Source organism: Brevibacillus reuszeri, from assembly GCF_002897295.1.
In the GTDB taxonomy this organism is placed as follows: domain Bacteria; phylum Bacillota; class Bacilli; order Brevibacillales; family Brevibacillaceae; genus Brevibacillus; species Brevibacillus reuszeri_A.
This window is the reverse complement of the sequence record NZ_BEXF01000016.1, coordinates 1-26168: the sequence shown is the minus strand read 5'-3', so window position 1 is coordinate 26168 and position 26168 is coordinate 1. Positions and strand designations below refer to the sequence as shown.

Here is a 26168-nt window from a genome sequence, read left to right as displayed (position 1 = left end):
GGTTCTCCAAAGTAAGCTCCGGCACCAATGGTTGAACAGATTAGAGGGATGCTTCAAGCGTTTGCACAGCAGGAGCCTGAGAAATAAGGTCAATCAATCAAATAAAAAGCCGGTACTTCCTCGATAAAAGGGAAGTATCGGCTTTTGGTCGCCTGACTGCTCTTTGTTAGAGGATTTCGTCCTCAATATCCAGCTGGAGCTCATACTTTTTGATTCTACGCATTAAAAGCGACTGGGTGATGCCGAGGGCAGAGGCTGTTTTTCGGGTAGTTTTATGGGTGCACAAGGCTTGCATGATAAATTCTACCTCGATTTTTTCCATCCGCTCGGTCAGGGAGAGAGAGCCTAGCGTGAGAAGTCCTTCTTCTAGCTCGCGTATGCTGCGCAGCTCTTCTGGCAAATCAGTGACCTGAATTTCATCAAGCTTGGACGTAATGACGATGCGCTCCACCAAATTTTCCAGCTCTCGGACATTCCCCGGCCAATCGTACTGATGCAATACATCCAGCACTTCCGAGGTAAACCGCCTTTTCTGATTATGCTTGCGATTGAATTTCTGCAGATTGTGGTGCAGCAAGGGGAATACATCATCTTTTCGTTCGCGCAATGGTGGTACATGGATGGGCAAAATATTAAGGCGATAGTACAGGTCGTGTCTGAATTTACCCAACCGTACCAATTCCTGCAGATTGGCATTGGTGGCAGTGATGATTCGAATGTCAGCCGTATAGGTTTTGGTGCCGCCGATGGGCATAAACGTTTTATTTTGCAGGAGCAAGAGTAATTTGGACTGCAAGTGGTAGGGCAGCTCACTAATTTCGTCCAAGAACAGTGTCCCTTTATCCGCCATTTTCACCAAGCCAATTTTCCCCGAATGACTGGCCCCCGTAAACGCCCCTTTGTGATAGCCGAACAGCTCAGACTCGATCAAGGTTTCGGGAATGGCGCTACAGTTGACATGGATGAAAGGTCCGTTGCTACGCTCGCTCAGCTGGTGAATTTGTTCCGCAAGATAGCTTTTTCCTACACCCGTTTCCCCTCTAATCAAGATGGTGGTGTCGATGGGCGCAGCTTTTTTCATCAATTCTAAAAGGGCGAGGTAGGACCGGCTGTTGCCGATCAAGGTTTGGGAAGAGCTCTGGCTCGCCTCCCACTTCATGAGCTGGATCTCTTCACTGTAGCGCTTCAGCAATGCGACTGTTTCTTCCAATTGCGAGCTGGCGCGGGCAGCCTCCGTGATGTCTCGGGAATGGGCGATGATCAACTCAGGCCTCCCATCCTCATCGGGGATAATATGCCCGGTCACCAGAAACTTTCCCTTTTTATTGACCAATTGAATGGTTGTAGTTGGCTTCCCTGATTCCAGAACCAGGCGCGTGACAGAAGGATTGAAGATTCCCATTTCTTCTAGCTCAGATACATTTTTCCCAATGATCTCTGACTTTGGTATGCCGCACAGGTTCTCACTCGCATTGTTCAGCCAAAGCGTGGTTCCTTGTGCATCGGAAATGAAAATACCGTCTGCGAGTGCATTGAGAATATCGATGAAACGAACGACCGAGGACAAAGCTAGTATCTCCGCATCTTTCTCCATCTTGAGAAGCTCCCCCCATTTTTCAACTGATTGTACAGGATGTTACAACCTATTGTATAGTGAATCGATTTTGAAAAGAAGTGAGTCGAAATAGATTCGCGCGAAAAGAATGCATTTTCCGCTATTTTCGATTCGAAAGTGAATCTACTTCGATTCATCCAAAAAGATACCGCTTTCACATCATTCGCCATTTTTCAGCTTTTTTCGAGTTGGCACAGGATTTGCTAGTTTAGGAGAGACGTAAGCGATTTACAGGAGAATAAGAGAGATAAGGAATTGCATGCTATGTTGTCAAAACTGGTGACTCGCGAACAAGCTGTAGAACATGTACTGGATGGTAGCCGGCTGATGCATGGCGGCTTTGGTACCATTGGTTCACCCGCATTACTGATTGATACGATCTTGCAGAAGGGCATCCACAGCTTGACACTCATTGGGATTGATGCCGGATATCCACATGTGGGAATCGGAAAACTGATCAGTCACAGACGGGTGAAGCACTTGATTACTACGCATATCGGCTCCAATCCCGAAGCCGGTCAGCAAATGATCGACGGGAAACTCGAGGTGACATTTTATTCACAAGGGATTCTCGCAGAAAAGATTCGTGCGGGAGGAGTTGGTATTCCCGGAATCGTTGTAGATGCGAACATGGGGGGAGAGAGGACGGAAGGAGGAGAGCCAGTCATCTTTGCAGGAAGGCCCTGTCTGATTGAACCGGCGATCACAGCAGAGGTAGGCATCGTCTATGCGAAACAAGCAGACACGTACGGAAATCTGATCTATGACAAGACGGCGAGAAACCTGAATCCGCTGGTAGCCATGGCTTCAGATATTACGATTGCTGAGGTGGAGGAAATCGTTCCAGTAGGAGATCTGGACCCGGAGAAAATCGTGACGCCCGGTATTTTTGTGGACTGGATCGTGACGCGCAGCGGAGGGAGCTCGTAATGGGTCTGAAAATAGATCAACGAAACATGGTTGCGAGACGTGCAGCCAAAGAGATAGCTCCCGGAATGGCAGTTAATCTAGGGATCGGGATTCCCGAGCTGGTTGCAGATTTTATCCCGAATGAATGGCAAGTGATGTTTCATTCGGTAAACGGAATCCTCGGACTTGGTCCGACTCCATTAAAGGGCGAAGAAGACCAGCATATATCCAATGCAGGTGGAGCGCCTGTTACCGTTGTGCCAGGGGCATCCTATTTCGATAGTACCATAGCTTATGGCATGATCCGCAGGAGGAAGCTCGATGTAGCTTTCATCGGGGCCTTGCAGGTAAACCGCAAAGGCGACCTGGCAAACTGGATCGTTCCCGGATCGCGTGTCCATGGTTTCGGAGGCGGGGCTGAGCTGGCGTATTACGCGAAAAAAGTCATTGTACTCATGAGTCATGTCGACCCCAATGGCGAGCCAAAAATTCGCAAGGAATGCACATTGCCGCTTACAGCAAAACGGTGTGTCGATCTGATTATTACGGAGAGGGCCGTGATTGAAGTCACCCAGAATGGATTGCTGCTAACGGAGGTCATGTACCCGTACTCTTTGGAAAATGTCATCTCGCATACCGGAGCGACTCTAAATATTTCAGAAAATTTACAACTGGTCGAGTAGCGAGATAAGAAAACGCTATCAATAAATTAAGGGGGCTAATAAAAATGAAAAAAACAATGAAAACGATCGCAAGCGTAGTATTTTCCATGTCACTTCTGGTTGGATGTAGCCAAGGCGCTGCTCCTGGCAGCAATGGGGGTCAAGCAGCTGGACCATCTGGCGAAGCTTCTTCCATGACAAAAGAGGCTGGAGTGTTCATTTATGCCGCATCCGGTGAATACCAGCCATTCAGTTATTTCAAAGACGCTCAATTGACTGGATTCGATATCGAAATTGGCAATGAGATTGCCAAGCGCCTAGGTCTTGAGCCGAAAGCAGTGACCTCGCCTTTTTCAGGAATTATCGCCGGGGTAAAAGAAGGCCGCTACGATGCAGCTATTGCCAGCCATGCGATTACAGAAGAGCGGAAGCAGCAGATTGATTTCGCTGACCCGTATTATTTGTCAGGCGGACAGCTGTTTACACGTCCAGACGGTACGATCTCCACACTGGAAGGGCTGAAAGGCAAGGAAGTAGCTGTTGCTCTGGGTACAACTCATGAAAAGATGGCTCGCGAATATACGGATAACATTAAAACGTATGACAGTGATGTAACCGCTCTGCGTGCCTTGGAACAGGGAAAGCATGATGTTGTGATTACAGATAGTGTCATCGGAGAAATTGCAATTCAACAAGGTCTGAAGATTAAGAAAAGCGGAGCAGCCCTATCCGAGGTTCAGCATGGGATCGCTGTGCGCAAAGGAAATACAGAACTTTTGAACAAGATCAACGAAGCCTTGAAGCAGATGCATGAAGACGGTACCTACGTAAAGCTGAGTGAAAAGTACTTCAATCGTGACATCAGCAAAAACGAATAGTTTGTCTCAATCCACATACCACCTGCCGTACCTTTTACACAATGGTATGGCAGGTACATTCCATTACAAGCGAGGGGTGGCATCGAGTGCCCAGTATTGCACATTTGACTGAAGAGTTTTTCCGTACATTGCCGTTTTTTTGGAAGCCATTACTACTGACGTTCGAGTTGACGATCGCGTCCGTCATTGTGGGATCGATTATTGGGTTGTTCGTTGCTCTTTTGAAGGTATCGAAGCTCCCGGTGGCTGCATTTATCGCAAACGTTTATATCATGGTCATCCGTGGAACTCCGCTTATTGTTCAGATTTTTGTTCTTTACTTCGGTTTTTATAAAATCATCGATCTCGGTCAATTTTGGTCGGCTGCCCTTGCTCTAGCGATTCACAGTGGTGCTTACATCGCAGAAATTTTCCGGGGATCGATCCAGTCTATCGATAAAGGACAAATGGAGGCAGGGCTGTCTTTGGGGATGTCCGCACGCCAAACCATGCGTCGTATCATCTTGCCACAAGCGTTGAAACGGTCCATTCCGCCACTCGGCAACCAGTTTATTTTATCTCTGAAAGAATCGTCTTTGGCAGCATTCATCGCGATGGACGAGCTGTTCTCCTTGGCACGCCGCTTGTCTGCGGAAACCTTCGATGAAATGACGTATTTTTTGATCGTAGCCTTTTATTACCTGGTGGTTGTCATGATATTTACGTATGTTGTCCACCTGATGGAAAAGCGTTTGGCAAAAGGAGACGCGTAAAGCGCTGGGGGGAAAACGATGGAAAACAAACAAGAAATGATCCGTGTGCAAAACCTGAAGAAGAGCTTTGGTCAGGTAGAGGTTCTAAAGGATGTTACCTTGCAAGTAAATAAGGGTGAGGTCGTCGTATTAATTGGAGCCAGTGGATCGGGTAAGAGCACGTTAATCCGATGCATCAATTTTTTGGAGACCAAAAGCGGTGGAGAAATTTTGATTGAAGGAAAAAGCATTGATCCGAAAAAAGACGATTTGACCAAGGTTCGCCAAAAGGTAGGCATGGTATTTCAGCATTTCAACCTGTTTCCGCACAAAACTGTTCTGGAAAACATCATGGAGGCACCTCTAATTGCAAAAAAGGCGGGCAAAGAGGAAACAAAGCAGGAAGCGCTCCGTCTGTTGCAGAAGGTAGGTCTGTCGGATAAGGCGAATGTATATCCGTCCAGCCTCTCTGGAGGTCAGAAGCAACGCGTGGCAATCGCTAGGTCGCTTGCGATGAAGCCAGAAATCATGCTGTTCGACGAGCCGACGTCAGCGCTTGACCCGGAGCTGGTAGGGGAAGTGCTTGAGACAATGAAGCAGCTTGCCCAGGAAGGGATGACGATGATCATCGTTACGCATGAGATGGGATTCGCCAAAGAAGTGGCTGATTGGGTTGCGTTTATGAATCAGGGCAGGATTGTGGAGATGGCGCGGCCGCAGGAGATTTTTAACAATCCGAAAGAAGAACGGACGAGAGAGTTTTTGAACCGGGTTTTGTAAAGTAACAAAATGAAGAGGAGCAATAGCATGAGAGAAGTCGTTATCGTATCTGGAGTGCGCAGTGCGGTTGGAGCCTTTGGTAAAAGTTTGCGAGATGTTCCAGCAACAGAGCTGGGACGTCAGGTCTTGGAAGGCTTGATGAAGAAGTCAGATTTCCCCAAACAGGAAGTCAATGAAGTCATTTTTGGAAATGGCTACGTACATGGGGGAGGACTGAACGCTGCACGGATCAGCTCGCAGCTGGCCGGATTTCCTCGTAATGTTTATGGGCATATCGTCATCAAGGCTTGCGGTTCGGGGCTGAAAGCAATTGGTAGCGCTGCTTTGGCGATTACGGCGGGACAGGAAGACGTAGTGATCGCGGGTGGCGTGGAAAGTATGAGTAATGTTCCCTATTTAGTGAAGAATCGATGGGGGAGCAAGTTTGGTAATTTGACTATGGAGGATGCGCTATTGTCCGATGGCTTGATCTGCTCGCTTGAGGGAGAGCATATGGGCATTACCGCAGAAAGGCTTGCCACGCAGTACGGGATTTCTCGCGAAGAGCAGGACCGTTTCGCTTACGAGAGTCACAAGAAGGCAGCGGCAGCTATCGAAGCTGGCAAGTTTGCAAGTGAGATAGTGCCGATTGAAATCAAAGAGCGCAAAGGACTTCGGGTTTTTGATCAGGATGAATCGGTACGACTGGATATCAAGCTGGAGGAGCTCGCCAAGCTGCGCAGCGTTTTCCAAAAAGAGGGGACCGTTACCGCAGGAAATGCCTGTCCGATGAACGATGGTGCAGCTGCCGTTTTGATGATGTCTCGCGAAAAAGCAGTCGAATCTGGTTTGACACCGCTTGTAAAAATAAAAGCCTTTGCCAGCGCAGGAGTCGAACCAGGGGTAATGGGGATCGGGCCAGTACCAGCAACGCAAAAAGCGCTGGAAAAGGCAGGCTTGACACTTGATGAAATTGGGCTTATCGAATTGAACGAGGCTTTTGCGGCACAAGCGCTGTCTGTGATCAAATGCCTGGAGCTGGACGAGAGCAAAGTGAATGTAAATGGGGGCGCGATCGCATTGGGCCATCCGGTTGGAGCGACTGGCGCAAAACTGACCGTGACTCTGATCAACGAAATGATTCGTAGACAAGAAAAGTATGGCATGGTGACGCTTTGCATGGCAGGCGGAATGGGCATGTCTGTGATATATGAAAACCTGACACTCTAGCTAATCTGGTTGGATATTTAGAAGAACAAAAGCCGGCGCTTCCTATCGAGAGGAATGCAGCCGGCTTTTGTTTTGATTCAGTGAATAGATGATGATTTACATTTCTTCTGGTGCAGCCAGACCCATGAGTCGCAAGCCTTCTTTTAGGACACAAACGACTGCAGCTACGAGCTGGAGGCGAGAAGCCTTAACGTCTTCTTCTTCCGCGAGAATGCGGACATTGGCGTAAAACTTATTGAAGGATTGAGCGAGATCGATAACGTATTTTCCGATTTGCGATGGATCGAAGTTTGCCGCAGCGCGATCAATCACTTCAGGGAAGCCGTTCAACAAGGTAATGACAGCCCATGCTTCCTTGCCGTCCAAAGAACCTGGAGTCAGGCTTGCAGCAGAGGAAGGCTGGTAATTTCCTTTACGCAACAGCGAGCATGCGCGAGCGTGCGTGTATTGTACGTATGGACCGGTTTCGCCTTCGAAGGTAAGCATTTCGTCCCATGAGAAGTTGATGTCGTTCAGACGGAAGTTTTTCAAGTCGTGGAAAATAACGGCGCCCACGCCAACCTGACGAGCAACCTCTTCTTTGTTTGCCAAGGAAGGATTTTTCTCCTCGATTACTTTTTGCACATCGGCAATCGCTTGGGCCAAAACTTCTTCTAACAGAACAACCTTCCCTTTGCGGGTAGACATTTTTTTGCCGTCCTTGAGCATCATGCCGAACGGGATGTGATGCATGTCAGCCGACCAGGAGTAGCCCATTTTCTCCAGCACTTTATAAAGCTGTTGGAAGTGGAGGCGTTGCTCGTTTCCTACCACATAGAGGGCTTTGGCGAAATCGTATGATTCATGACGGAACAATGCTGCTGCCAAATCACGTGTAGCATACAAGGTAGCGCCGTCCGATTTTTTGATCAGACATGGTGGCATGTTGTATTCATCGAGATTAACAACCATCGCACCATCGGATTCAGTCAACAGTCCCTTTTCCTCCAGAAGGGTAACGACGCGATCCATCTTGTCGTTGTAAAAGGCTTCACCATTGGTAGAGTCGAACGACACGTTCATCAGGTCGTAAATCTTCATGAACTCTTTCAGGGATTCTTCGCGGAACCATGTCCACAGATGCTCGGCCTCTGCGTCGCCGTCCTCCAGCTTTTTAAACCATTCGCGGCCTTGGTCTTCCAGAGTAGGGTCGTTTTCTACTTCTTCATGGAAGCGAACATAAAGGCTCAGAAGCTCCTTGATCGGCTCGGCTTTTACTTTCGCCTCATCACCCCAGAGACGATATGCAACAATCAGCTTTCCGAACTGTGTGCCCCAGTCACCCAAGTGATTGATCCGCACCGGCTCGTAGCCTTGCTTTTCCATAATGTTTGCGATAGCGTTTCCGATTACAGTAGAGCGCAGGTGACCCATTGAAAATGGCTTGGCGATATTCGGAGAGGAGAGGTCAATCGGAACCTTGCGTCCTTTTCCTTGGTTGCTGTCGCCGTACTGGCTGCCTTGTGCGAGAATCGTTCCGATCACTTGAACCGCTACGTCTTCCTGATCCAGGAAGAAGTTTACATACGGTCCTACTGCTTTTGCTTCCTTCAGAGGCGAGCCAGTAATTTGTCCAGCCAGCTCGGCTGCGATCATAGGCGGGGCCTTACGCAGTGCTTTTGCCAATTGGAAGCATGGGAATGCGATATCACCCATAGCAGGGTTTGGTGGTGTCTCCAGCATGGCGTACACGCTTTCCATGGTAAAGCTGTCTACGCCAAGTGATGTGAGCGCAGATGCAATTTTTTCTGCGACCTGGTGTTTGTAACTCATGTTCATTCTCCTTTCGATTGTAAAACGGTTCGAAACCTGAGCAACAAAAAAACCTCTACGTCTCCTGTAAAAAGAGACGAGAGGTTGTTCTCCCGCGGTGCCACTCTTGTTGTTTTTGCCACACGAATCATAACGGGCAAAAACCGCTTAACCTGCTGTAACGGGCAGTCCCGGCAACACCCTACACAATCCTAGTGCTTTACGCACAACCAGGATGTTCAGGCCGCATCTCCGAGGGGCGCTTCCTCACATTGCGATCGCGTCGGGCTCGCACCATCCCCGACTCGCTTTGGCTTCACATATGGAGTACTGTCCTCATCTACGATTCACTTTGTCTCTTGCATTATAAATGTTTGCTACCCTTGTTCGCAACACACTCTTCGTTTTTTCATTGTTTTTACATCGATCAAGGTTGTTTTAATATTTTTTCCAAGGCAGCGAAGTATTCCTTTGTCAGCTTTTCTCTTTCTTCGGCACTCAGGTTTTCGGAATCAGCCCATTGCTGCTTGAATTGCTCCAGCTGCTCCAGCATAGCCAGCTCGGCCGCAGCTTCTTCCTCTAGATCGTAATTTTCGGAAGGGTCAAATGGAATCAGCCGATTATCGTTGCCGCTGCGCAAATAAGAGGAACGCCAGTTTTCCGGGAAGCGATAGGCCTGCTCCCCAAACATATATCCGAGAACATCATCGGAGTCGATCGGCAAAAAATGATCGTAATCGTCTCTGCGGCCACCCTCCGATAAATTTATGTGAGAGAGGAAGTAGCGGAGGTAGTGCTCGCCTGTTTCCGGATTTTTGACAATGGAATATGTTTCAAACTCGGATTTCTCCAGCTCCTTAAGTGTCTCCAAACAGGAGATAAATTCGTCTTTATCGCGAGGGAGTAATGAGTCCATAATCGTATCGTCCTTTCGATTTGCAATCAGCCCCATGATAACAAAAGCGGTTGACTCTGACAATGAATCCTGAGCTGCCGGGTGTAATCATGGTTTATAGAGCATAGGCACAAACGGAAAATAAATTTGGGAGATGTTGTCACAAAAACGTTTTAGCTGGATCAAATGTATGTCGTTGTACTTAAGGAGGTGAAAAGTACGTGAATGCAAATGTAAATACCAATACAAAAAAAGCAGAATGGACGCTTCAGCCGACAAAGGATGCAATGCTTTCGGCACTCATGAGTGATTACGGCGATAACATCGTGCAGCTGGCGTATTTGATCGTCAAGGATAAAGGTATCGCGGAGGACATCACACAAGAAGTGTTTCTAAAGGCTTTTCGTGGACTGGACCAATTTCGCCAGGAAAGCAGTGTAAAAACATGGCTTTATCGGATCGCCATCAACGAATCACGAAAATATTTGCGTTCGTGGTCATTTCGCCAAATCTTTTCCACTTATCTTTCGAAAAAAGAATTGGGGCCAGAAAAGGTGGCTGACACCAATGTTGAAGCAGCGGTCATGCAACGGCTGAGTAAGGTGCAAATTTCGGAACGGGTTATGATGCTGTCTCCTTTGTATCGAAAAGTCATGATCCTACATTACTATGAGGATTTGTCGATAAAAGAAATCGCACATGTGCTGGATATTTCCGAGGACGCGGTACGTACCCAGCTACATCGTGCACGCAAACATTTTAGGGCATTGTGTGAAAAGGAGGGATTGGAATGGATGTAGATAAAGAATTGCGGGAAGCGGTTCATGCCACAAGCAAGGAGGTGGCAGAACAGGTATCATTTTCGGCAGCATTGGAAGAGAGGATTCGAAAAGAAATGAAAAGACAGAAGAAATCGAGACGAAGGACTGCGGTGATGAGCGGTACGATGGCGGCATGCTTGGCAGCTGCGGTATGGATCGGACAACAGCAAGGCATGTTCACGATGGAAGGCACTCGTGCATCGCAGACACCTTCAGCCGAACAGAACAACAGGCACAAAGCCAGCGTGTCAGCAAAAGAAGCGTTTGCCCCGCTCCTATCCACACTGCCGGAGCTTGCAGGCTTACGGTTGGAGGAACGAGGGAGTGTTCGTGATATCAAGCAGGTTGCCCTATTAAAAGGAGACCGCTATGAAGGAGAATTTGCCTACAATACGACGACGGGACAGATACAGTGGTATCGCTATGAGAAAGAGGAAGCGCGGGAAGGGGAGCTTCCAGACCTGAAGTCGGCAGAACAAAAAGCGAGAACGTTCCTTGCGTCTGTACTTGGGGAAGAAAGCAAGCAGTACACGGTTAAATCGGCGGGTGAATTGAAGGATGAAGGAATGCGAAACGGTTCATGGATCAACGTATCTTTCCAAAAGGAGCAGGAAGGTGCACGCATCCCGTTTGACATTATTTCCGTGCAGATCGACAGCAAAGGTGAAGTTGCATTTTTCGGTCGAACAAGCAAAGAGGAGCAGGAGCTGCTGGGTCAATTGACCAAGTCTCTTCCTGAGCTGAATCCATCGCCAACACTGGATAACAAATCGATGTATTACGACGGATTTGAATTAATGCTTGGTGGGACAGATGACGATCTGAATCAGGCGTTAATCAGTGTATCAGGAGAAGCTGAGGATTTGCGGACCTATCGTCTAACTCAGGAACAGGGGATTTGGAAGGAAGCCCCGGAAGCTCTGGCAAAGAAAACGGCAAACAATTTCCTGCAGGACATGCTGGGTGCGGACAGTAAAAATTACCGATACTCGTACAAAAACGACTCGATTGAATACCAGCGATATTACAAGGAGCTGCCGGTCATGAATGATACGATCCGGATATCTGTTAATCAAGCGGGACGGATTGTCTATTATTCCAAAGAAGCGATGAAAAAGCATGAGCTTGCATCTTTTCCGGACGGGAAAACTGCCGTTTCTGTAGAGAAGGCAAAAAAGGAAATGGAGGCCAACATCAAATTAAACTACTTGCAGCATTTTCCTGTTAATCGAGATCGAGCATCAGGGAAAGTAACACAAACAAAGCCCCTGCTGGAGTATACGATGTCTGTATCCACCCCTCAGCTCGGTCAGCCTTCTTCACTGGGCTGGTACATTGAAGGAACGAGCGGAAAGATTGCCTATAGCACCGGAAACAATGGCCTTGACTACGATCGTCGGAAGGAAGAACAAGCATTTGCGTTTCAACCCCCCGAAAGCTATAGCATCGTTACGTCAAAAGAAGAAGCGAAGAAATTGCTGCAAAAAGAATTCGGTGTGAGTGTGGAGAGCTTCAAATATACCGAATACGACAACAGTGATCAACAATCGAATCATGCTCGAAAAAATTATGTATGGACTGACAACAGCGAAAAGCGTTATGAAGTAGAAACCGATAAACAATCAGGACGAGTCATGGGGCTAAGAATGCCTCGCCAGGGTAGCCAAGTGACGATCAAGCGTGCGGAGGCGGAAGAGGCGGCTTTGGAGATGCTTACGAAATACATCGATCCGGCGGTGAAGGAAGTGCAGCTGGCAGAGGTTGTCGAGCCTGGCGCTGCAACACCTGTAGCATCAGGCAACTGGGGATTTGAATTCTTCATGAGCAAAGACGGTATTCCTGTTCTCGATAAACAGCCAAATGAAGCGTATATCGTGACTGTCGATCCTTCCACTGGGAAAGCAAACGGGTTTGAAAACAGAAGAGAGACAGATGCGCATGTGGAGCTACCGGACGCAGCCACCGTCATTTCAAAGGAACAGGCTGTAGAACAGTATCTACGCGCAATGCCCTTGCAGCTTGTGTATCTTTTGAAGAATGAGGACGATGAATGGCTTGATCGTCCGATACTTGCCTATATCCCCTGGAGTCATGACGAGAATGCAGGCAAGCATTTGCATATTGATGCTCTAACCGGCGAAATCGTGAAGGAGCCTTAGCAGCAGAAAACAAAAAAGGGCTATGCCCAAGCCAAGCAAATGGCTTTTGGCGATAGCCCCTTTTCTACAGGGTAACTAGCAGCCGCCGTCACACGAACACGCAACAATGACCAGCAGGATAAACAGTACGAGCACCAATGCGAAGCTGTCTCCGAAAAATCCGTTTCCGCAGTAAGATGTACTCATTTTTGTTTCCCCTCCTTTCCGTTATGCTCTAGTCTATACACGAACGCACAGTTTGGCGTGGGCGAATGACTAGTGACGATGAAAATGGGCGCAGGGGGGGCATACAAGAGTAAATAATAGACAAATTCTCAATTGACGAAGAGACAGGGGGGTGTTAAGATACTGTCAAACGTCAATCACAATTGACAAAAAACGAATAACTCCATAAAATGTACGACTCTTATCCAGAGAGGCAGAGGGACTGGCCTGATGAAGCCTCGGCAACCGGTAAAAATCCGGTGCCAATTCCAGCAAAGCTACGTGCTTTGAAAGATAAGAGGATGGTTCAGGCGTTGCTGTATCCGCGGACAAATCCTCTTCTTTCTAAAAGAAGGGGATTTTTTTCGTGCCTTAGGAATTTGCATAATGCAAAAGTCAAGTACCAGAGCAACCGCGACATTCGCCAGATGATATGGCGTAGTCAGGTTTTCTCATCTTAGATCAAAGAAATAAGCCATTGCAGTGGAGAGAAGGAGCAAGTTGATGAAACCTACTTTTCGTGAACAACTTTCCCGAAAAATTCTGATTTTGGATGGTGCGATGGGCACAATGCTGCAGCAGGCTAACCTGACCGCTGACGATTTCGGTGGCGAGGAATACGACGGCTGTAACGAACTGCTGAATTTGACCAGACCAGATGTCATCCGATCTATTCATGAAAAATATTTGGAAGCTGGGGCAGACATTGTAGAAACCAATTCGTTTGGTGGAGCTTCCATCGTCTTGGCAGAGTACGATGTGGCTGACAAGGACTTGGAGATTAATATTGCAGCAGCACGCTTGGCGAAAGAAGCGGTCGATGCTTACTCCACCGAGGAGTGGCCACGCTATGTCGCGGGTGCCATGGGGCCAACCACCAAAACTTTGTCGCTTACTGGTGGCGTTACGTTTGAAGAATTGGTCGAGGCGTACTACCGTCAGGCAAAAGGCTTGATCATTGGCGGCGCTGACGTACTTCTTTTGGAGACCTCCCAAGACACACTCAACGTCAAGGCGGGCGGGATCGGTATTCGCAAAGCATTTGACGAGCTGGGAAAAGAGCTTCCCGTAATGCTTTCAGGAACGATCGAGCCGATGGGAACGACGTTGGCAGGTCAAAACATCGAAGCGTTCTATATTTCACTGGAGCACTTAAAGCCGGTCACGATTGGTCTGAACTGTGCGACAGGTCCAGAATTTATGCGTGATCATCTCCGTACCTTGTCCGGTCTTGCCCAATGCGGAGTGAGCTGCTATCCCAATGCCGGATTGCCAGATGAAAATGGCCACTACCACGAAACCCCGCAAGGCCTTGCATCCAAAATGCTCGCGTTTGCTGAGCAAGGCTGGTTGAACGTCGCTGGTGGATGCTGTGGTACCACGCCGGATCATATCAGGGCAATGGCTGAGGCCCTGAAGGACTGTAAGCCGCGCAGCGGTGCAAACGATTCCGTAAGTGCAGTCTCCGGGATTGAGGTTGTGTATGTGGAAGACGACAATCGTCCTCTTCTGGTAGGGGAGCGTACAAATGTTATCGGCTCCAAAAAATTCCGTGATCTCATTGCAGCCGGTCAGTATGAGGAAGCATCCGATATTGCCCGTGCACAGGTAAAGCGTGGAGCACACGTAATCGACATTTGTTTGGCTGACCCAGACCGTGAAGAATACGAAGATATGGAAAAATTCCTGCAATTCATCGTAAAAAAAGTAAAAGCCCCTCTCATGATTGACTCGACAGATGCCAAGGTTATGGAGCTGGGACTTCGCTACTCCCAAGGGAAAGCGATTCTGAACTCGATTAACCTGGAGGATGGACTGGAGCGGTTTGAAGAGGTTGCTCCGCTGATCCACAAATATGGCGCTGCGGTTGTTGTCGGCACGATTGAAGAAGCAGGGATGGCGGTTACGCGTGAAAAGAAGCTGGAGGTCGCAAAGCGCTCCTACGATATCCTCGTCAAGCAATATGGCATGAATCCGCAAGATATCATCTTTGACCCACTCGTTTTCCCAGTGGGGACTGGTGATGAACAATATATCGGTTCAGCTAAAGAAACAGTCGAAGGCATTCGCCTAATCAAGCAAGCGATGCCAGAGTGCAAGACCATCTTGGGTGTAAGTAACGTTTCCTTTGGATTGCCGGCCGCAGGGCGCGAGGTGCTGAATGCAGTGTTCCTGTATCACACCACGGTAGCGGGTCTTGACTATGCGATCGTCAACACAGAGAAGCTGGAACGCTACGCTTCGATTCCAGAGAGCGAAAGAAAGCTGGCCGAAGCGCTGTTATTTGAGACCAATGATGAGACTCTCGCAGCCTTTACTGAATTTTATCGTCAAAAGAAAAAGGAAGTAAGTGTCGAGGTATCCTCACTGACTTTGGAAGAGCGTCTGGCGCGCTATGTGGTGGAAGGCTCCAAAGACGGTTTGACCGAAGATCTGAAGCTGGCTTTGGAAAAATACGCACCACTCGAAATCATCAACGGACCTTTGATGACAGGGATGGAAGAGGTCGGCCGACTGTTTAACGGAAACCAGCTGATCGTAGCAGAGGTTTTGCAAAGTGCGGAAGTCATGAAAGCATCCGTATCTTTCTTGGAGCCGTTCATGGAGAAATCGGACGCTGCCGCCAAAGGAAAGATTCTCTTGGCTACGGTCAAAGGTGATGTGCATGACATCGGTAAAAACCTGGTCGAAATTATTTTGGCTAACAATGGCTATGAAGTCGTTAACTTGGGGATCAAGGTACCGCCTGAGCAGTTGATTGCGGCTTGCAGAGAACAAAAGCCAGATGCAATCGGTTTGTCAGGCCTGTTGGTAAAATCCGCCCAGCAGATGGTAATCACTGCGCAAGATTTGCGTGAAGCTGGTATTAATGTCCCGATGATGGTAGGTGGGGCAGCACTCACTCGCAAGTTCACGTCGAATCGGATTGCACCGGAATATAAAGGAATCGTTTTGTATGCCAAAGATGCGATGGACGGACTGGATCTCGTGAATCGTCTGCAAAATCCGGAAGAGCGGGAGCGACTCATCGAGGAACAACAAAATCTGATTGAGGCGGCGGCAACGGTACAACCGGTAGTCGAGGTGAAAAAATCGACACTGCCAGCTCGTTCCGCGATCAGTCGGACGGTACCGATTCATTTGCCGCCAGATTGTGAGAAACATGTCCTGCGTTCATATCCAATTAGCCATCTGCAGCCTTATCTGAATCTACGGATGCTTCTGGGAAAACACCTTGGCGTTCGTGGGAATGTCGACAAGCTGCTAGAAGCGGGCGACGAAAAAGTCGTGCAATTGTATGAACTAGTAGAGGAACTATTGGCTGATGCAAAGCAAAACGGAACGATCACTGCACATGGTGTGTACCAATTCTTCCCTGCGCAAGCAGACGGTAACGACGTATTGGTCTACGATCCAAAGGATCACACAAAGCTGTTGGAGCGCTTTTCGTTCCCTCGCCAGCCAGAAGAGCCGCATCTGTGCTTGTCAGACTTCCTGCGTCCTGTAGAAAGCGGCGAAATGGATTATGTCGGGTTCTTGACCGTAACAGCTGGCGGTGGTATTCGCGAACAGTCTACCGAGCTCAAGGAGCGTGGCGACTATCTTCGCTCACACGTACTTCAGGCGCTTGCACTGGAGCTTGCCGAAGCATTTGCGGAACGTGTCCACCACATCATGCGTGATGGCTGGGGTATTCCTGATCCACAAGAAATGACAATGCTAGAGCGTTTCGGTGCTCGTTACCAAGGCATTCGGGTATCGTTTGGTTATCCTGCATGCCCGAGCCTGGAGGATCAAGCTCAGCTGTTCCGACTGCTGCAGCCAGAAAACATTGGTATTCACCTAACCGAAGGCTTCATGATGGAGCCAGAAGCATCGGTATCTGCGATGGTTTTCGCTCACCCAGAGGCGCGTTACTTTAATGCTGGACCTTCCGTTTTTGAAGCATAGATGAAAATTGATAAACGAGAGAAGTGATTTCATTGACAACGAGTAAGGCAGGTTTGCGAGAGTTTTTGAATGACAACCTGCTGGTTGGAGATGGAGCTATGGCGACCCAGCTGCACAGGCTGGGCGTTCCGGTTGGTGTTAGCTTTGAAGAGCTATGCCTTTCCAACCCGCGATTGGTTCACGATGTACATGCGTCCTACTATCAGGCTGGTGCACGCTTTTTAGAAACAAATACATTCGCAGCGAATCGGGATGCTTTGACAAGGTACGGTCTGGAGCATAAAGTGGCGCGGATCAATCGCTTGGCTGTAGCGATCGCTCGCGAAGCAGCGCAGGAGGATGCGTATGTAGCGGGTAGCATCGGGTCAATCCTAGCAGGACGTGTACGCAAAAAAGTGCTGGACGAATATCGGGACCAATACGAGGAGCAGGCAATTGCTTTATTGCACGCCGGGGTTGACGGGATTATTTTAGAGACCTTCCTTGACCTGGAGGAGCTGCTGCTAGCACTGGAGGTCATTCGCCCGCTGACAGAAGCTCCGGTGATTGCACAGCTTGCAACGCTTGAGGTTGGACGTACACGCGATGGTTATTCCTTGACAGAAGCCTTTTCACAGCTAAAAGCTGCGGGAGCAGATGTCATCGGTTTGAATTGCCGGTTAGGTCCAGCCGAAATATTGCGATCCTTTGAACAAGTGCAGATACCAACGGATGCGATTTTATCTGCATTTCCAAACGCGGGACGCTTGGGGATGACGGATGGGGAGTACGCATTTAAATCAACGCCAGACTATTTTGCCGAAAGCGCACTTCGTTTGCGTGAGCAAGGCGTTCGTTTGCTTGGCGGATGTTGTGGAACGACACCTGAGCATGTGCAGGCAATGGCAACTGCTCTGCAATCACTCGCACCGCATGAGCGTGTCAACCCGACCAGCGTTCCGGGGGATACGCCGTCCATTACGGTACAAAGTGCACGACATCAAGACAAACCGAGCATCGTAGAACGTGTGAAAACGGGGACAACAATCATCGTCGAGTTTGATCCGCCGCGGGACCTGGATGCCGATCAGTTCCTACACGGGTGCTGCGAGCTGCACAAGGCGGGAGCAGATGCGATTACCTTGGCAGACAATTCATTGGCAACTGTGCGGATGAGCAATATGGCACTTGGGGCTTTGATGAAGAGCAGACATGGAATCGATCCACTCCTGCACCTCGCGTGCCGTGACCGCAATCTGATCGGTCAGCAATCGCATCTGATGGGGCTTCATGCACTCGGTATCGATCAAATCCTGGTCATTACCGGCGATCCGGCGCGATTCGGTGACTTGCCAGGGTCCAGCTCAGTATTTGACGTCACTTCTTTTGACTTGATTCGCATGGTCAAGCAATTGAATGAGGGTGTGTCATTCTCAGGACGACCTTTGAAGCAAAAGGCTCAGTTTATCGTTGGAGCTGCCTTCAATCCAAATGTGAGACAGATCGATGCTGCAATCGCCAGACTTGAAAAGAAGGTAGAGGCAGGGGCCGACTACATCATGACGCAGCCAGTATACGATGCAGAGTCGATCAAGCTGGTCTACGAGTCGACCAAGCACATCGGTATTCCTGTTTTTATCGGAATCATGCCACTGACAAGCCAAAGAAATGCGGAGTTCCTCCACAACGAAGTACCTGGAATCAAGCTGTCCACCGAAGCCTTGGAGCGGATGAAAAAGGTGCAGGGAGCGGAAGCGCGCAAAGAAGGGATAGCGATGGCCAAGGAATTGCTTGACACGGCAATCCGCTATTTCAATGGAATTTACTTGATTACGCCGTTCAATTATCATGAAATGGCGGCAGAATTGATCCAATACGTGCGTCAGCAAAGCGCGTTGGTAAAGGCGGTTGCACAGCCTTAGCCTCAGCTGATCGTTGAAATAGGCCCAAGCATGGAGAGCTCATGATACAGTTGCTCTCTTTGCTAGGGCCTTTCTTTTGGTTGGAGTGTTTTGCCAAACGGATGGTACAGATAACGTCATTATACGAATCACAGGACTGATGTGACACTACTTTTTACAATTCTGGCTCAGGTAGCGGGTGCCATCCCTTTTGGCGCAAAAAAGTGCTCAGCTCCCCGAATTTGGCGATGCGCTCCTCACGGGTAAACGAGGCGTTGGCACCACTAGTTGAAGGAATGACGAACAAGTAGCTGCCGGGCCAATCATCGGTACCAAACACTCGTTCTGACTGGAGGCCGAGAGTGATAGCGGCTTTTTTCTGTCCTGTCGCATGGCGAAAGGCTGTAATGCCGTTAAAACAAATGACACGCGGGCGATAGGTTTGAATCATCTGGATGAATTGCTGCGCTCCTGTTGCATAATCGTCATCGCGTAAATCAGTCGACGAGCGAGTAGGTCGTGATACGAGATCTGTGATTCCGTAGTCATAATCGAGTAGTGAGGATGTTTCTTCAGGCAATAGCCTTCGTGGCGTCAAACCGCCTTCGAATAATCCGCGCCAAAAGAGGTTGGCTGGATTGGCGTAATGGTAACCGGCAGTCGCAGAGATTCGTCCGGGGTTTATCCCGCAAAATAAAACCGCCAAATCACGACGGATATATGTAGGCAGCCATTTTTCCGTAAAATCAACCATCGTAAGCTCCTCCCTTTCAGCACATTGTAGCACATCAGTGAGCGCTTTCATGAAAACGCAAAAAAAGCTGCCGATTAGGGCAGCTCATAGCTATTACAGCTGAGGATATGGCACGATTGGTTCAGGCTGATTCACCATGAACTGATCCATTTCATTTCGAACATACTTCTTTTCCTCAAACGACATGACTTCATGCTTTTCGTTGCCCCACAACCAGCGTGACAATGATTGCATCATTTGGAATCCCTCACTTAGTGGTAATGTTTTACATGCTCATCATACTCCTGTTTTGTGTCTTTGTGGTTGGTAAAGTGTGAAAAGAACGTGAAGAAACGGTGGATAGAACGTGAACAAAAAGGAAGCGATTTCAGGGGGAAGCGCTATTAGTAGCTCTAACGAAAAAAGCGCCCCCTACAATTAGGGAGCGCTTTGCTTGAGAAAAATTAAACTATAGCTTGTAAATTGCCGAGTATTTTTTCTCCAGGTAATTCATCAGGTACGTAGCATTGGTACCTTCGCCTGTGATCGCAGAAACGAGTTCACGTGGGCTTTTCATTTTGCCATACTGATGAATCTTGTCTTTTAGCCATGCGCGAATAGGAGCGAAATCTCCGTTTGCTACCAATTCCTCATAGCCGCTGATTTCTTGCTCCATAACGTGGGTAAACTGAGCAGCATATACGTTACCCAGCGAATAGGTAGGGAAATAACCAAAGCTGCCACCGGACCAGTGAACGTCCTGCAGAACTCCCAGCGTGTCAGTAGGAGGCTCAACGCCGAGGTACTCTTTCATCTTTTCATTCCAAATGGTTGGCAGATCAGCAACCTCAATCGTGCGGTTGATCAGACCCTTTTCAATCTCGTAGCGAATCATGACATGCAGGTTATAGGTTAATTCATCAGCTTCCGTACGAATAAAAGAAGGAGTTACCACGTTAATCGCACGGTAGAAGTCTTCTACGCTAACGCCCTCGAACTGGGCTGGGAAAGCTTTTTGCAGGTCAGCAAAGAAGTGCTTCCAGAACGGCAAGCTGCGTCCGACCATATTTTCCCAATAACGAGATTGCGATTCGTGGATGCCCATGGAGGTGCCATCACACAACGTCGTAAAGAGCAGCTCTGGATTGATGTTTTGCTCGTACATGGCATGTCCTGCTTCATGAATGCAGCTGAACAGAGCTGAGTTGAAATCATTTTCGTCAAAACGGGTTGTGATCCGCACATCGCCCGGGTTGAAGGTTGTGCAGAATGGATGTACGCTGCGATCCATTCGCCCTGCTGTGAAATCGTAACCGATGCGCTCAAGAATGAAGCGGCTGAATGCGTCCTGCTCCGAGATCGGGAAATTCTTGGTCAAGAAGGATGCGTCCGGCTTATTCGGAGAATCTGCGATAGCTGCTACAAGCTTGACGGTTTTTTCGCGCAGAGTAGCGAAGATCGGGTCTAGCTGATCGACGGTCATGCCTGGCTCATACAGGTCGAGCAATGTATTGTACTTGTTTTTACCGTCGTGACCCCAGTACTCGATAAATTCGAGCTGGAAGTTAACGATTTTCTCCAAATAAGGCTGGAACAGGGCAAAGTCGTTTTTCTCACGTGCTTCTTCCCACACAGTCTCTGCATTGGAGGTAGTAACAACGAATTCTTGGTAGCGAGCTGCCGGGATGCGTTTGTTGCGGTCAAATTCCTTTTTGCATTCGAGTACGGTGTGACGAGTAATTTCGTCGAGGGCTTCGAGCGTGGAGGGTTCACTTAGCTCTTCCAAAAATTGTTCCATTTCTTTAGAGGTTGCCAGTCTAAACTGTTCTCCTGCGAGTGTTCCGATGATTTCAGAACGCGCTTCCATCCCTTTGCGTGGCGCTTGTGTCGCTTTGTCCCAATGGAGAACGGCCAGTGCTTGATTGTAGCTTGTCATTTTTTTCACGTATTCGCGGAAAGCAGCTGCGCGTGTTTCGAGGCTTGTCGTCATGAGGTCCCTCCTATTTCTTTTGGTAATATGTAGGTGAAAAATCAGTCAAAAAATTTTTACTACTAATATTATAACTGTTTGATGAAAAATTACTAGGTGGATGCAGCACGCATTTGTCTTGTATAATCGTAAAAGTAAAGAATGTGGCTACTTATTCGAATGACAGGAGAATGAAGATGAGTCAAACCAATCCCCAATGGGAAAATGAGATAGCAAAACGCCGTACCTTTGCGATCATCTCCCACCCGGACGCAGGTAAAACAACGATGACAGAAAAGCTGCTTTATTACGGCGGAGCGATCCGTGAAGCAGGGGTGGTCAAGGGCCGCAAAAATTCCAAGCATGCTACCTCCGACTGGATGGAGATCGAAAAAAAGCGCGGAATCTCCGTAACATCCAGTGCGATGGATTTTGAATACGAAGGACATCACATCAACATTTTGGATACGCCTGGTCACCAAGACTTCAGTGAGGATACGTACCGGACACTGACTGCCGCAGACGCTGCTGTGATGATCATCGATGTGGCAAAAGGGGTAGAGGCTCAGACAATCAAGCTGTTCAAGGTTTGTCGGATGCGCGGTATTCCGATCTTTACGTTTGTAAACAAGCTTGATCGTCACGGGAAAGATCCCTTTGAGCTTTTGGAAGAGATTGAGCGCGTACTGGGAATTCGCTCCTATCCGATGAATTGGCCAATCGGCATGGGCAGTTACTTCAGCGGTGTATACGATCGGATGAAATCGCGAGTCGAGCTTTACCAAACGGGTACGCAGCATGAGGATATCTCCTTCTTCCCTGTAGAGGGCGCAGAAGATCCATTGATTGGAGAACGTGTCGGCCAGGAGCTCTGGCAGCAGCTTCAAGACGAGGTTTCTTTGCTCGATGTAGCGGGAGACGAGTATGATCCAGAGCTGATTAACAAAGGTCAGCTGACCCCAGTATTTTTCGGTAGTGCCATTAACAACTTTGGCGTCCAGACCTTCCTGGACAACTTTTTGCAGATGGCTCCTGCTCCTTCTGCCAAGAAGAGCAGCGCTGGCATGATTGATCCTTATACGAATGCGTTTTCCGGCTTCATTTTCAAAATCCAGGCAAACATGAATCCGGCCCACCGTGACCGCATTGCGTTCCTGCGAATTTGTTCTGGAAAATTTGAACGTGGCATGGCAGTGAAGCACGTTCGACTGGGCAAAGACATCAAGCTGGCTCAGCCTGTGCAGTTTATGGCGCAGGACAGGGAAATTGTTGAGGAGTCGTTCGCTGGTGATGTGATCGGTTTGTTCGACCCGGGCATTTTCCAAATTGGCGATACTCTCTGTGTTGGGCAATCGTTCGAATATGAGGAGATGCCGCATTTTTCACCGGAGTTTTTCTCCAAAGTGATGGTAAAAGACGCAATGAAGCACAAGCAGTTCCAAAAAGGAATCATGCAACTGACGGAGGAAGGTACGGTGCAGCTATTCCGTACACATCCGATGGAAGAATTGATCCTCGGTGTAGTAGGGGTACTCCAGTTTGAAGTATTGGAATACCGCTTGAAAGCAGAGTATGGCGTAGATATCATGCTGACTCGGATGCCATATCAAATCGCTCGCTGGCTCGAGGGGGATAAGGCTGCGCTGGATGTTCTCAAAAACAAGACCGTAACAGACCGTTATGGTCGTCCAGTGATGCTGTTTGAAAGTGAATATCAGCTGCGTGTGGCGATGGACAAATACTCCAACGTCAAGTTCCACGAAAGCTCTCTTGGGCTGAAAGCCGTTCAATCGTAAGGATGGGTGAAAGGGTCTCACATATTGTGAGGCTCTTTTTTTACGAAATCAGAAAGTAGTAACGTTTTGTATCTGTCCCCTGATTTAGCAAGAATTAATCTTCCGCTAAAACGCGGTCGCTCCTCCAGGATGAGGGCTCGATAGAGGTTTCTCATAACGTCTCTAAAATTCCCAAGTTAGAAACAATTTGTTGTCTCTAGATATTTTCTGAAATCGGTTACATGGTATAATTTGGATGTGTTTCTTTTGTACATAGAGGAGGGTAAGCATGGGACAGATCAGGAATGCCAATGAGCAGGATTATACGAAAATTATCTCTGTCATAAACGACTGGTGGGGCGGCCGGCAAATGTCGGATATGCTTCCCAAGCTATTTTTTGTTCATTTTCAGCCGACTAGCTTTGTAATGGAAGCAGAAGGGGAAATCATCGCTTTTCTCATCGGGTTTCTATCTCAAACGAATCCTGAAGAGGCGTATATCCACTTCGTCGGTGTTCATCCTGAGAGGCGCGGGGATGGAGTTGGCAAGGAATTGTACCAGATGTTCTTCCAAGAGGTAAAGAAGCGCGGCTGTCATACCGTCCGATGTATTACATCACCTGTGAATAAAGGCTCGATCCATTTTCATGGCAAAATGGGCTTTGAGGTGGAGGCAGGTGATAAGGTCGCTGATGGAGTTTGGGTCACGACCAATTACGACGGTCGCGGAAACGACCGCGTACAGTTCGTAAAAAGAATCTAAGAAGGGGATTGGAAAGGAGCGATACACCGGTGAAAGCAATATATTTGGTGCTCGCCATTGCAGGAGCAGTACTGCCATATAGTCATTTCATTCCTTTTTTACAGGCAAACGGATTAAATCTCGGGTTGCTTGTGTCCCAGCTGTTCGTGAACGATATTTCCTCGTTTTTTGCCACTGATTTTCTCATCTGCTGTGTCGTCTTTTTCTGTTTCCTTTTTCAAGAGGCGAAAAAAGGTCATATCAGGCACGCGTGGATCTATGTTGTCGCGACACTCACGATTGGTTTGTCTTTTTCACTGCCATTGTTTCTGTTCTTCAGACAAAAGGCAATGGAGAGAGTATAGGCTGTATAAACCTCGTGATAGAAGAAGGCCCGAGGCTTTTAACCTCGGGCTTTTACATATACGGGTCTCCAATCAGCAGCGAATTAGATTAAAAATTGATGGCAAACAGCTTCAGCTCTTCTGGATTATTCCCCAGCTGAATGGTTCCTTCTTCACGCAAGCCGATTTTTTCAAGGAGTCGTCCAGAAGCATGGTTGTCCTGATCAGTAATGGCTACGATGCGCTTTAAGCCGACAACATCTCTTGCATATGCCAGTACTGCTGAAGCAGCCTCAAATGCGTAACCCTTGCTACGATAATCGGGAAGAAAGGCAAAGCCGATATCGACATCCTCAAGCGTGTCCCGCTTAATCATGCCACAAATGCCGATTGGCACATTACCTTCTTTCAACTCCGTCAAATAAAAACCAAATCCGTCTCGCTGGTAATAAGCTAAGGCGCTATTTTCGATGTATCGGCGTGCGTCTTCTTCTGTTCGAACGCCGCGATCGCCGATAAATTGAAGCCAGGAGGGGTCGTTGACAAGAGTGAGAATGAATGGTGCGTCTTCAAGCGTTTGCCAGCGAAGTACGAGTCGATCTGTTTCAATTACCTTCACAGTGATGACACCAGCCTTTCGCAATGTGCGAGTGTGCAAGTTTTAATAATATAAAAAATAGTACGACAAGATAAAGTTGGAAGCCAGCTTTTTACCTGCTTTCCCCAAATCTTTTCCTATCCTACTTGGACGACTCCCCTCATATACTGGGACAAAGACTGGCAGGTTGTCAGAGAGGAAGGGAATGCAGTGAGGGTTCTCCTGTTCGTTGTCTTGTTTTTGGTGGCGTTTGATATGCACGCTCAAACACCTTTACTTGCGCCGTACTTGAATATTTTGGGTGTGTCCGCAGCTATGATTGGATTTGTTTTAGGCGGGTATGCGATTAGTAATTTGACAGGAAATCTCATTGCAGGCCCTTTTTTAGATCGCTATCCGAAAAAATGGTTTATTGCGGGTGGACTGATCCTCGCTGGATTCATGTTGATTGGGCAAGGTGTTGTGCAGAATACATCAGGGTTTTTTGCTTTTCGCCTCAGTCTTGGCTTTTTGATGGCTTTTGTTTCTCCCGCCTGTTCCGCGATGCTGGGAGAGACGGGAAGAACAGCCGTCGAGCAAGGCGAAATCATGGGGAAAAAAGGGCTTGTCCTCACGACAGCAGGAATTGTCTCACCTGCTGTGGGTAGCTTTTTGGCTGTCCAATTCGGGTATGGTCAGTCCTTTGTCATCCTCGGCTATATGATGATTGCAGCAGGCGTTTTTGCATGGATGATGCTGCCGCTTCGCGTAGAGGGGGGGAGCGCATCACCGCTCAATGTCAATATCAAGGCGAAGCATAGTCTCGCTCCAGTACTGGAAAACAGGTTGCTTTATCCTGCCTTTCTTGGCGGTTTTGCCATTATATACGCACAAGGAACAATCATTTATGAAGTTCCATTGCTTATACAAAAGCAAGGGCTGTCTCCAGCCGTTACCGGTGTGCTGTTTAGCTTGAAGGGCTTGGGAGCGCTAGCGATTCTTTGCCAGTTTTGGCTCTACCGTGTTCCTGTCGAGACCCGATCATTTGCCGGACTAGGGGTGCTGAGCATGCTTTTGTATGTGCTGGCAATTGGCTGGCATGTTCCTATTCAAGTTATGATGTTCTTATTGGGCGCCTGTTTCGGGATGCTGTTCCCTGCTTTCGCGACCATACTGACCGTACATTCCCCGCGCGAGCTGTATGGAAGTGTATTTAGCATCTACTCAGCTGTGTTATCTGTGGGGGCTGTACTGAGTCCAATTGTGGCTGGTTTACTGGAAAACTGGCATCATTCCTACTTCATCGCGTTCTTCGTGACGGCAGGAGTGTGCCTGATTGGTGGACTGCATCGTTTTCTGTTGAGTGGGGTTACGAGGTAAATAGACGATAAAAGATGACGTGAGACCTTCGCACATTGAAGTGCCCCCTGTCAAGTAGACAGTAAAAAAACAAAAACTTGGACACCAATCAAAAAATGGTTGGTGTCTTGTTTATGCTGCTGATGTCTTGAGATGTTCTCTATATTCCATTGGGGCCATACAC

22 protein-coding genes and 1 riboswitch are annotated in these 26168 nt (G+C 48.3%); of the genes, 14 read left to right on the top strand and 8 right to left on the bottom strand.

What is annotated here, in order from left to right; genetic code table 11:
* Positions 1–166: 166 nt before the first annotated feature.
* Complete coding sequence (locus C3B52_RS22510; protein WP_103108636.1) at positions 167–1594, bottom strand: sigma-54 interaction domain-containing protein; 1428 nt, start codon at positions 1592–1594, stop codon at positions 167–169.
* Positions 1595–1879: 285 nt separating this feature from the next.
* On the opposite strand from C3B52_RS22510, the gene C3B52_RS22505 reads away from it, so the two are divergent.
* The 6 genes from C3B52_RS22505 to C3B52_RS22480 all read left to right on the top strand — a co-directional run bounded on the left by C3B52_RS22505 (position 1880) and on the right by C3B52_RS22480 (position 6784).
* Entirely contained in the window at positions 1880–2545 is a 666-nt protein-coding gene (locus tag C3B52_RS22505; protein ID WP_103108635.1) for a CoA transferase subunit A, read from the top strand.
* On the top strand, positions 2545–3207 hold the full coding sequence (locus C3B52_RS22500; RefSeq protein ID WP_103108634.1) for a 3-oxoacid CoA-transferase subunit B: 663 nt from the start codon (positions 2545–2547) through the stop codon (positions 3205–3207). Before C3B52_RS22505 ends, C3B52_RS22500 begins: the two co-directional genes overlap by 1 nt.
* Before the next feature lie 44 nt (positions 3208–3251).
* Positions 3252–4064 carry a transporter substrate-binding domain-containing protein gene (locus tag C3B52_RS22495; RefSeq protein ID WP_103108633.1) on the top strand — a complete coding sequence of 271 codons (813 nt, stop codon included), beginning with the start codon at positions 3252–3254 and terminating at the stop codon, positions 4062–4064.
* Between the two features lie 86 nt (positions 4065–4150).
* On the top strand, positions 4151–4816 hold the full coding sequence (locus C3B52_RS22490; protein ID WP_103108632.1) for an amino acid ABC transporter permease: 666 nt from the start codon (positions 4151–4153) through the stop codon (positions 4814–4816).
* Between the two features lie 18 nt (positions 4817–4834).
* Complete coding sequence (locus tag C3B52_RS22485; protein ID WP_103108631.1) at positions 4835–5575, top strand: amino acid ABC transporter ATP-binding protein; 741 nt, start codon at positions 4835–4837, stop codon at positions 5573–5575.
* 27 nt (positions 5576–5602) lie between these two features.
* Positions 5603–6784 carry a thiolase family protein gene (locus tag C3B52_RS22480; protein ID WP_103108630.1) on the top strand — a complete coding sequence of 394 codons (1182 nt, stop codon included), beginning with the start codon at positions 5603–5605 and terminating at the stop codon, positions 6782–6784.
* 96 nt (positions 6785–6880) lie between these two features.
* Here the strand turns inward: C3B52_RS22480 and argS are convergent, their stop codons facing one another.
* Positions 6881–8596, bottom strand: coding sequence for an arginine--tRNA ligase (gene argS, locus C3B52_RS22475; RefSeq protein WP_103108629.1), 1716 nt, complete (start codon positions 8594–8596; stop codon positions 6881–6883).
* Between the two features lie 406 nt (positions 8597–9002).
* Entirely contained in the window at positions 9003–9554 is a 552-nt protein-coding gene (locus C3B52_RS22470) for a hypothetical protein (RefSeq protein WP_235615823.1), read from the bottom strand.
* A 203-nt stretch (positions 9555–9757) separates the two neighbouring features.
* Here C3B52_RS22470 and C3B52_RS22465 point away from each other — a divergent pair, with 203 nt between their 5' ends.
* Entirely contained in the window at positions 9758–10270 is a 513-nt protein-coding gene (locus tag C3B52_RS22465; RefSeq protein WP_103108747.1) for a sigma-70 family RNA polymerase sigma factor, read from the top strand.
* A complete protein-coding gene (locus tag C3B52_RS22460) occupies positions 10261–12450 on the top strand; it encodes a YcdB/YcdC domain-containing protein (protein ID WP_103108628.1) in 2190 nt (729 codons plus the stop codon). Before C3B52_RS22465 ends, C3B52_RS22460 begins: the two co-directional genes overlap by 10 nt.
* 75 nt (positions 12451–12525) lie before the next feature.
* Here C3B52_RS22460 and C3B52_RS22455 read toward each other — a convergent pair whose 3' ends face one another.
* Positions 12526–12636: a YjcZ family sporulation protein gene (locus C3B52_RS22455; RefSeq protein ID WP_103108627.1), complete on the bottom strand. Its 111-nt coding sequence runs from the start codon at positions 12634–12636 to the stop codon at positions 12526–12528.
* A gap of 217 nt (positions 12637–12853) precedes the next feature.
* Positions 12854–12955: riboswitch (SAM riboswitch) on the top strand.
* A 203-nt stretch (positions 12956–13158) separates the two neighbouring features.
* On the opposite strand from C3B52_RS22455, the gene metH reads away from it, so the two are divergent.
* Both metH and C3B52_RS22445 read left to right on the top strand, forming a co-directional pair.
* Complete coding sequence (metH, locus tag C3B52_RS22450) at positions 13159–16605, top strand: methionine synthase (RefSeq protein WP_103108626.1); 3447 nt, start codon at positions 13159–13161, stop codon at positions 16603–16605.
* Between the two features lie 32 nt (positions 16606–16637).
* Positions 16638–18506 carry a bifunctional homocysteine S-methyltransferase/methylenetetrahydrofolate reductase gene (locus tag C3B52_RS22445; protein WP_103108625.1) on the top strand — a complete coding sequence of 623 codons (1869 nt, stop codon included), beginning with the start codon at positions 16638–16640 and terminating at the stop codon, positions 18504–18506.
* Between the two features lie 154 nt (positions 18507–18660).
* On the opposite strand, the gene C3B52_RS22440 is transcribed toward C3B52_RS22445, so the two are convergent.
* The 3 genes from C3B52_RS22440 to C3B52_RS22435 all read right to left on the bottom strand — a co-directional run bounded on the left by C3B52_RS22440 (position 18661) and on the right by C3B52_RS22435 (position 21208).
* Entirely contained in the window at positions 18661–19239 is a 579-nt protein-coding gene (locus tag C3B52_RS22440) for a mismatch-specific DNA-glycosylase (protein ID WP_103108624.1), read from the bottom strand.
* Positions 19240–19332: 93 nt separating this feature from the next.
* Complete coding sequence (locus tag C3B52_RS36630) at positions 19333–19476, bottom strand: hypothetical protein (RefSeq protein ID WP_162839544.1); 144 nt, start codon at positions 19474–19476, stop codon at positions 19333–19335.
* 211 nt (positions 19477–19687) lie between these two features.
* A complete protein-coding gene (locus tag C3B52_RS22435; RefSeq protein ID WP_103108623.1) occupies positions 19688–21208 on the bottom strand; it encodes a carboxypeptidase M32 in 1521 nt (506 codons plus the stop codon).
* Positions 21209–21384: 176 nt separating this feature from the next.
* Between C3B52_RS22435 and C3B52_RS22430 the strand changes: the two genes are divergently transcribed.
* From C3B52_RS22430 to C3B52_RS22420, 3 genes are all read left to right on the top strand, one after another.
* Complete coding sequence (locus C3B52_RS22430; protein ID WP_103108622.1) at positions 21385–22983, top strand: peptide chain release factor 3; 1599 nt, start codon at positions 21385–21387, stop codon at positions 22981–22983.
* Between the two features lie 268 nt (positions 22984–23251).
* On the top strand, positions 23252–23725 hold the full coding sequence (locus tag C3B52_RS22425; protein ID WP_103108621.1) for a GNAT family N-acetyltransferase: 474 nt from the start codon (positions 23252–23254) through the stop codon (positions 23723–23725).
* Positions 23726–23754: 29 nt separating this feature from the next.
* Positions 23755–24069, top strand: coding sequence for a DUF2834 domain-containing protein (locus C3B52_RS22420; RefSeq protein ID WP_103108620.1), 315 nt, complete (start codon positions 23755–23757; stop codon positions 24067–24069).
* Positions 24070–24157: 88 nt separating this feature from the next.
* Here the strand turns inward: C3B52_RS22420 and C3B52_RS22415 are convergent, their stop codons facing one another.
* Positions 24158–24667, bottom strand: a complete 510-nt coding sequence (locus C3B52_RS22415; RefSeq protein ID WP_103108619.1) for a GNAT family N-acetyltransferase — start codon at positions 24665–24667, stop codon at positions 24158–24160.
* Positions 24668–24856: 189 nt separating this feature from the next.
* On the opposite strand from C3B52_RS22415, the gene C3B52_RS22410 reads away from it, so the two are divergent.
* Complete coding sequence (locus tag C3B52_RS22410) at positions 24857–26005, top strand: MFS transporter (protein ID WP_103108618.1); 1149 nt, start codon at positions 24857–24859, stop codon at positions 26003–26005.
* Positions 26006–26168 lie beyond the last annotated feature (163 nt).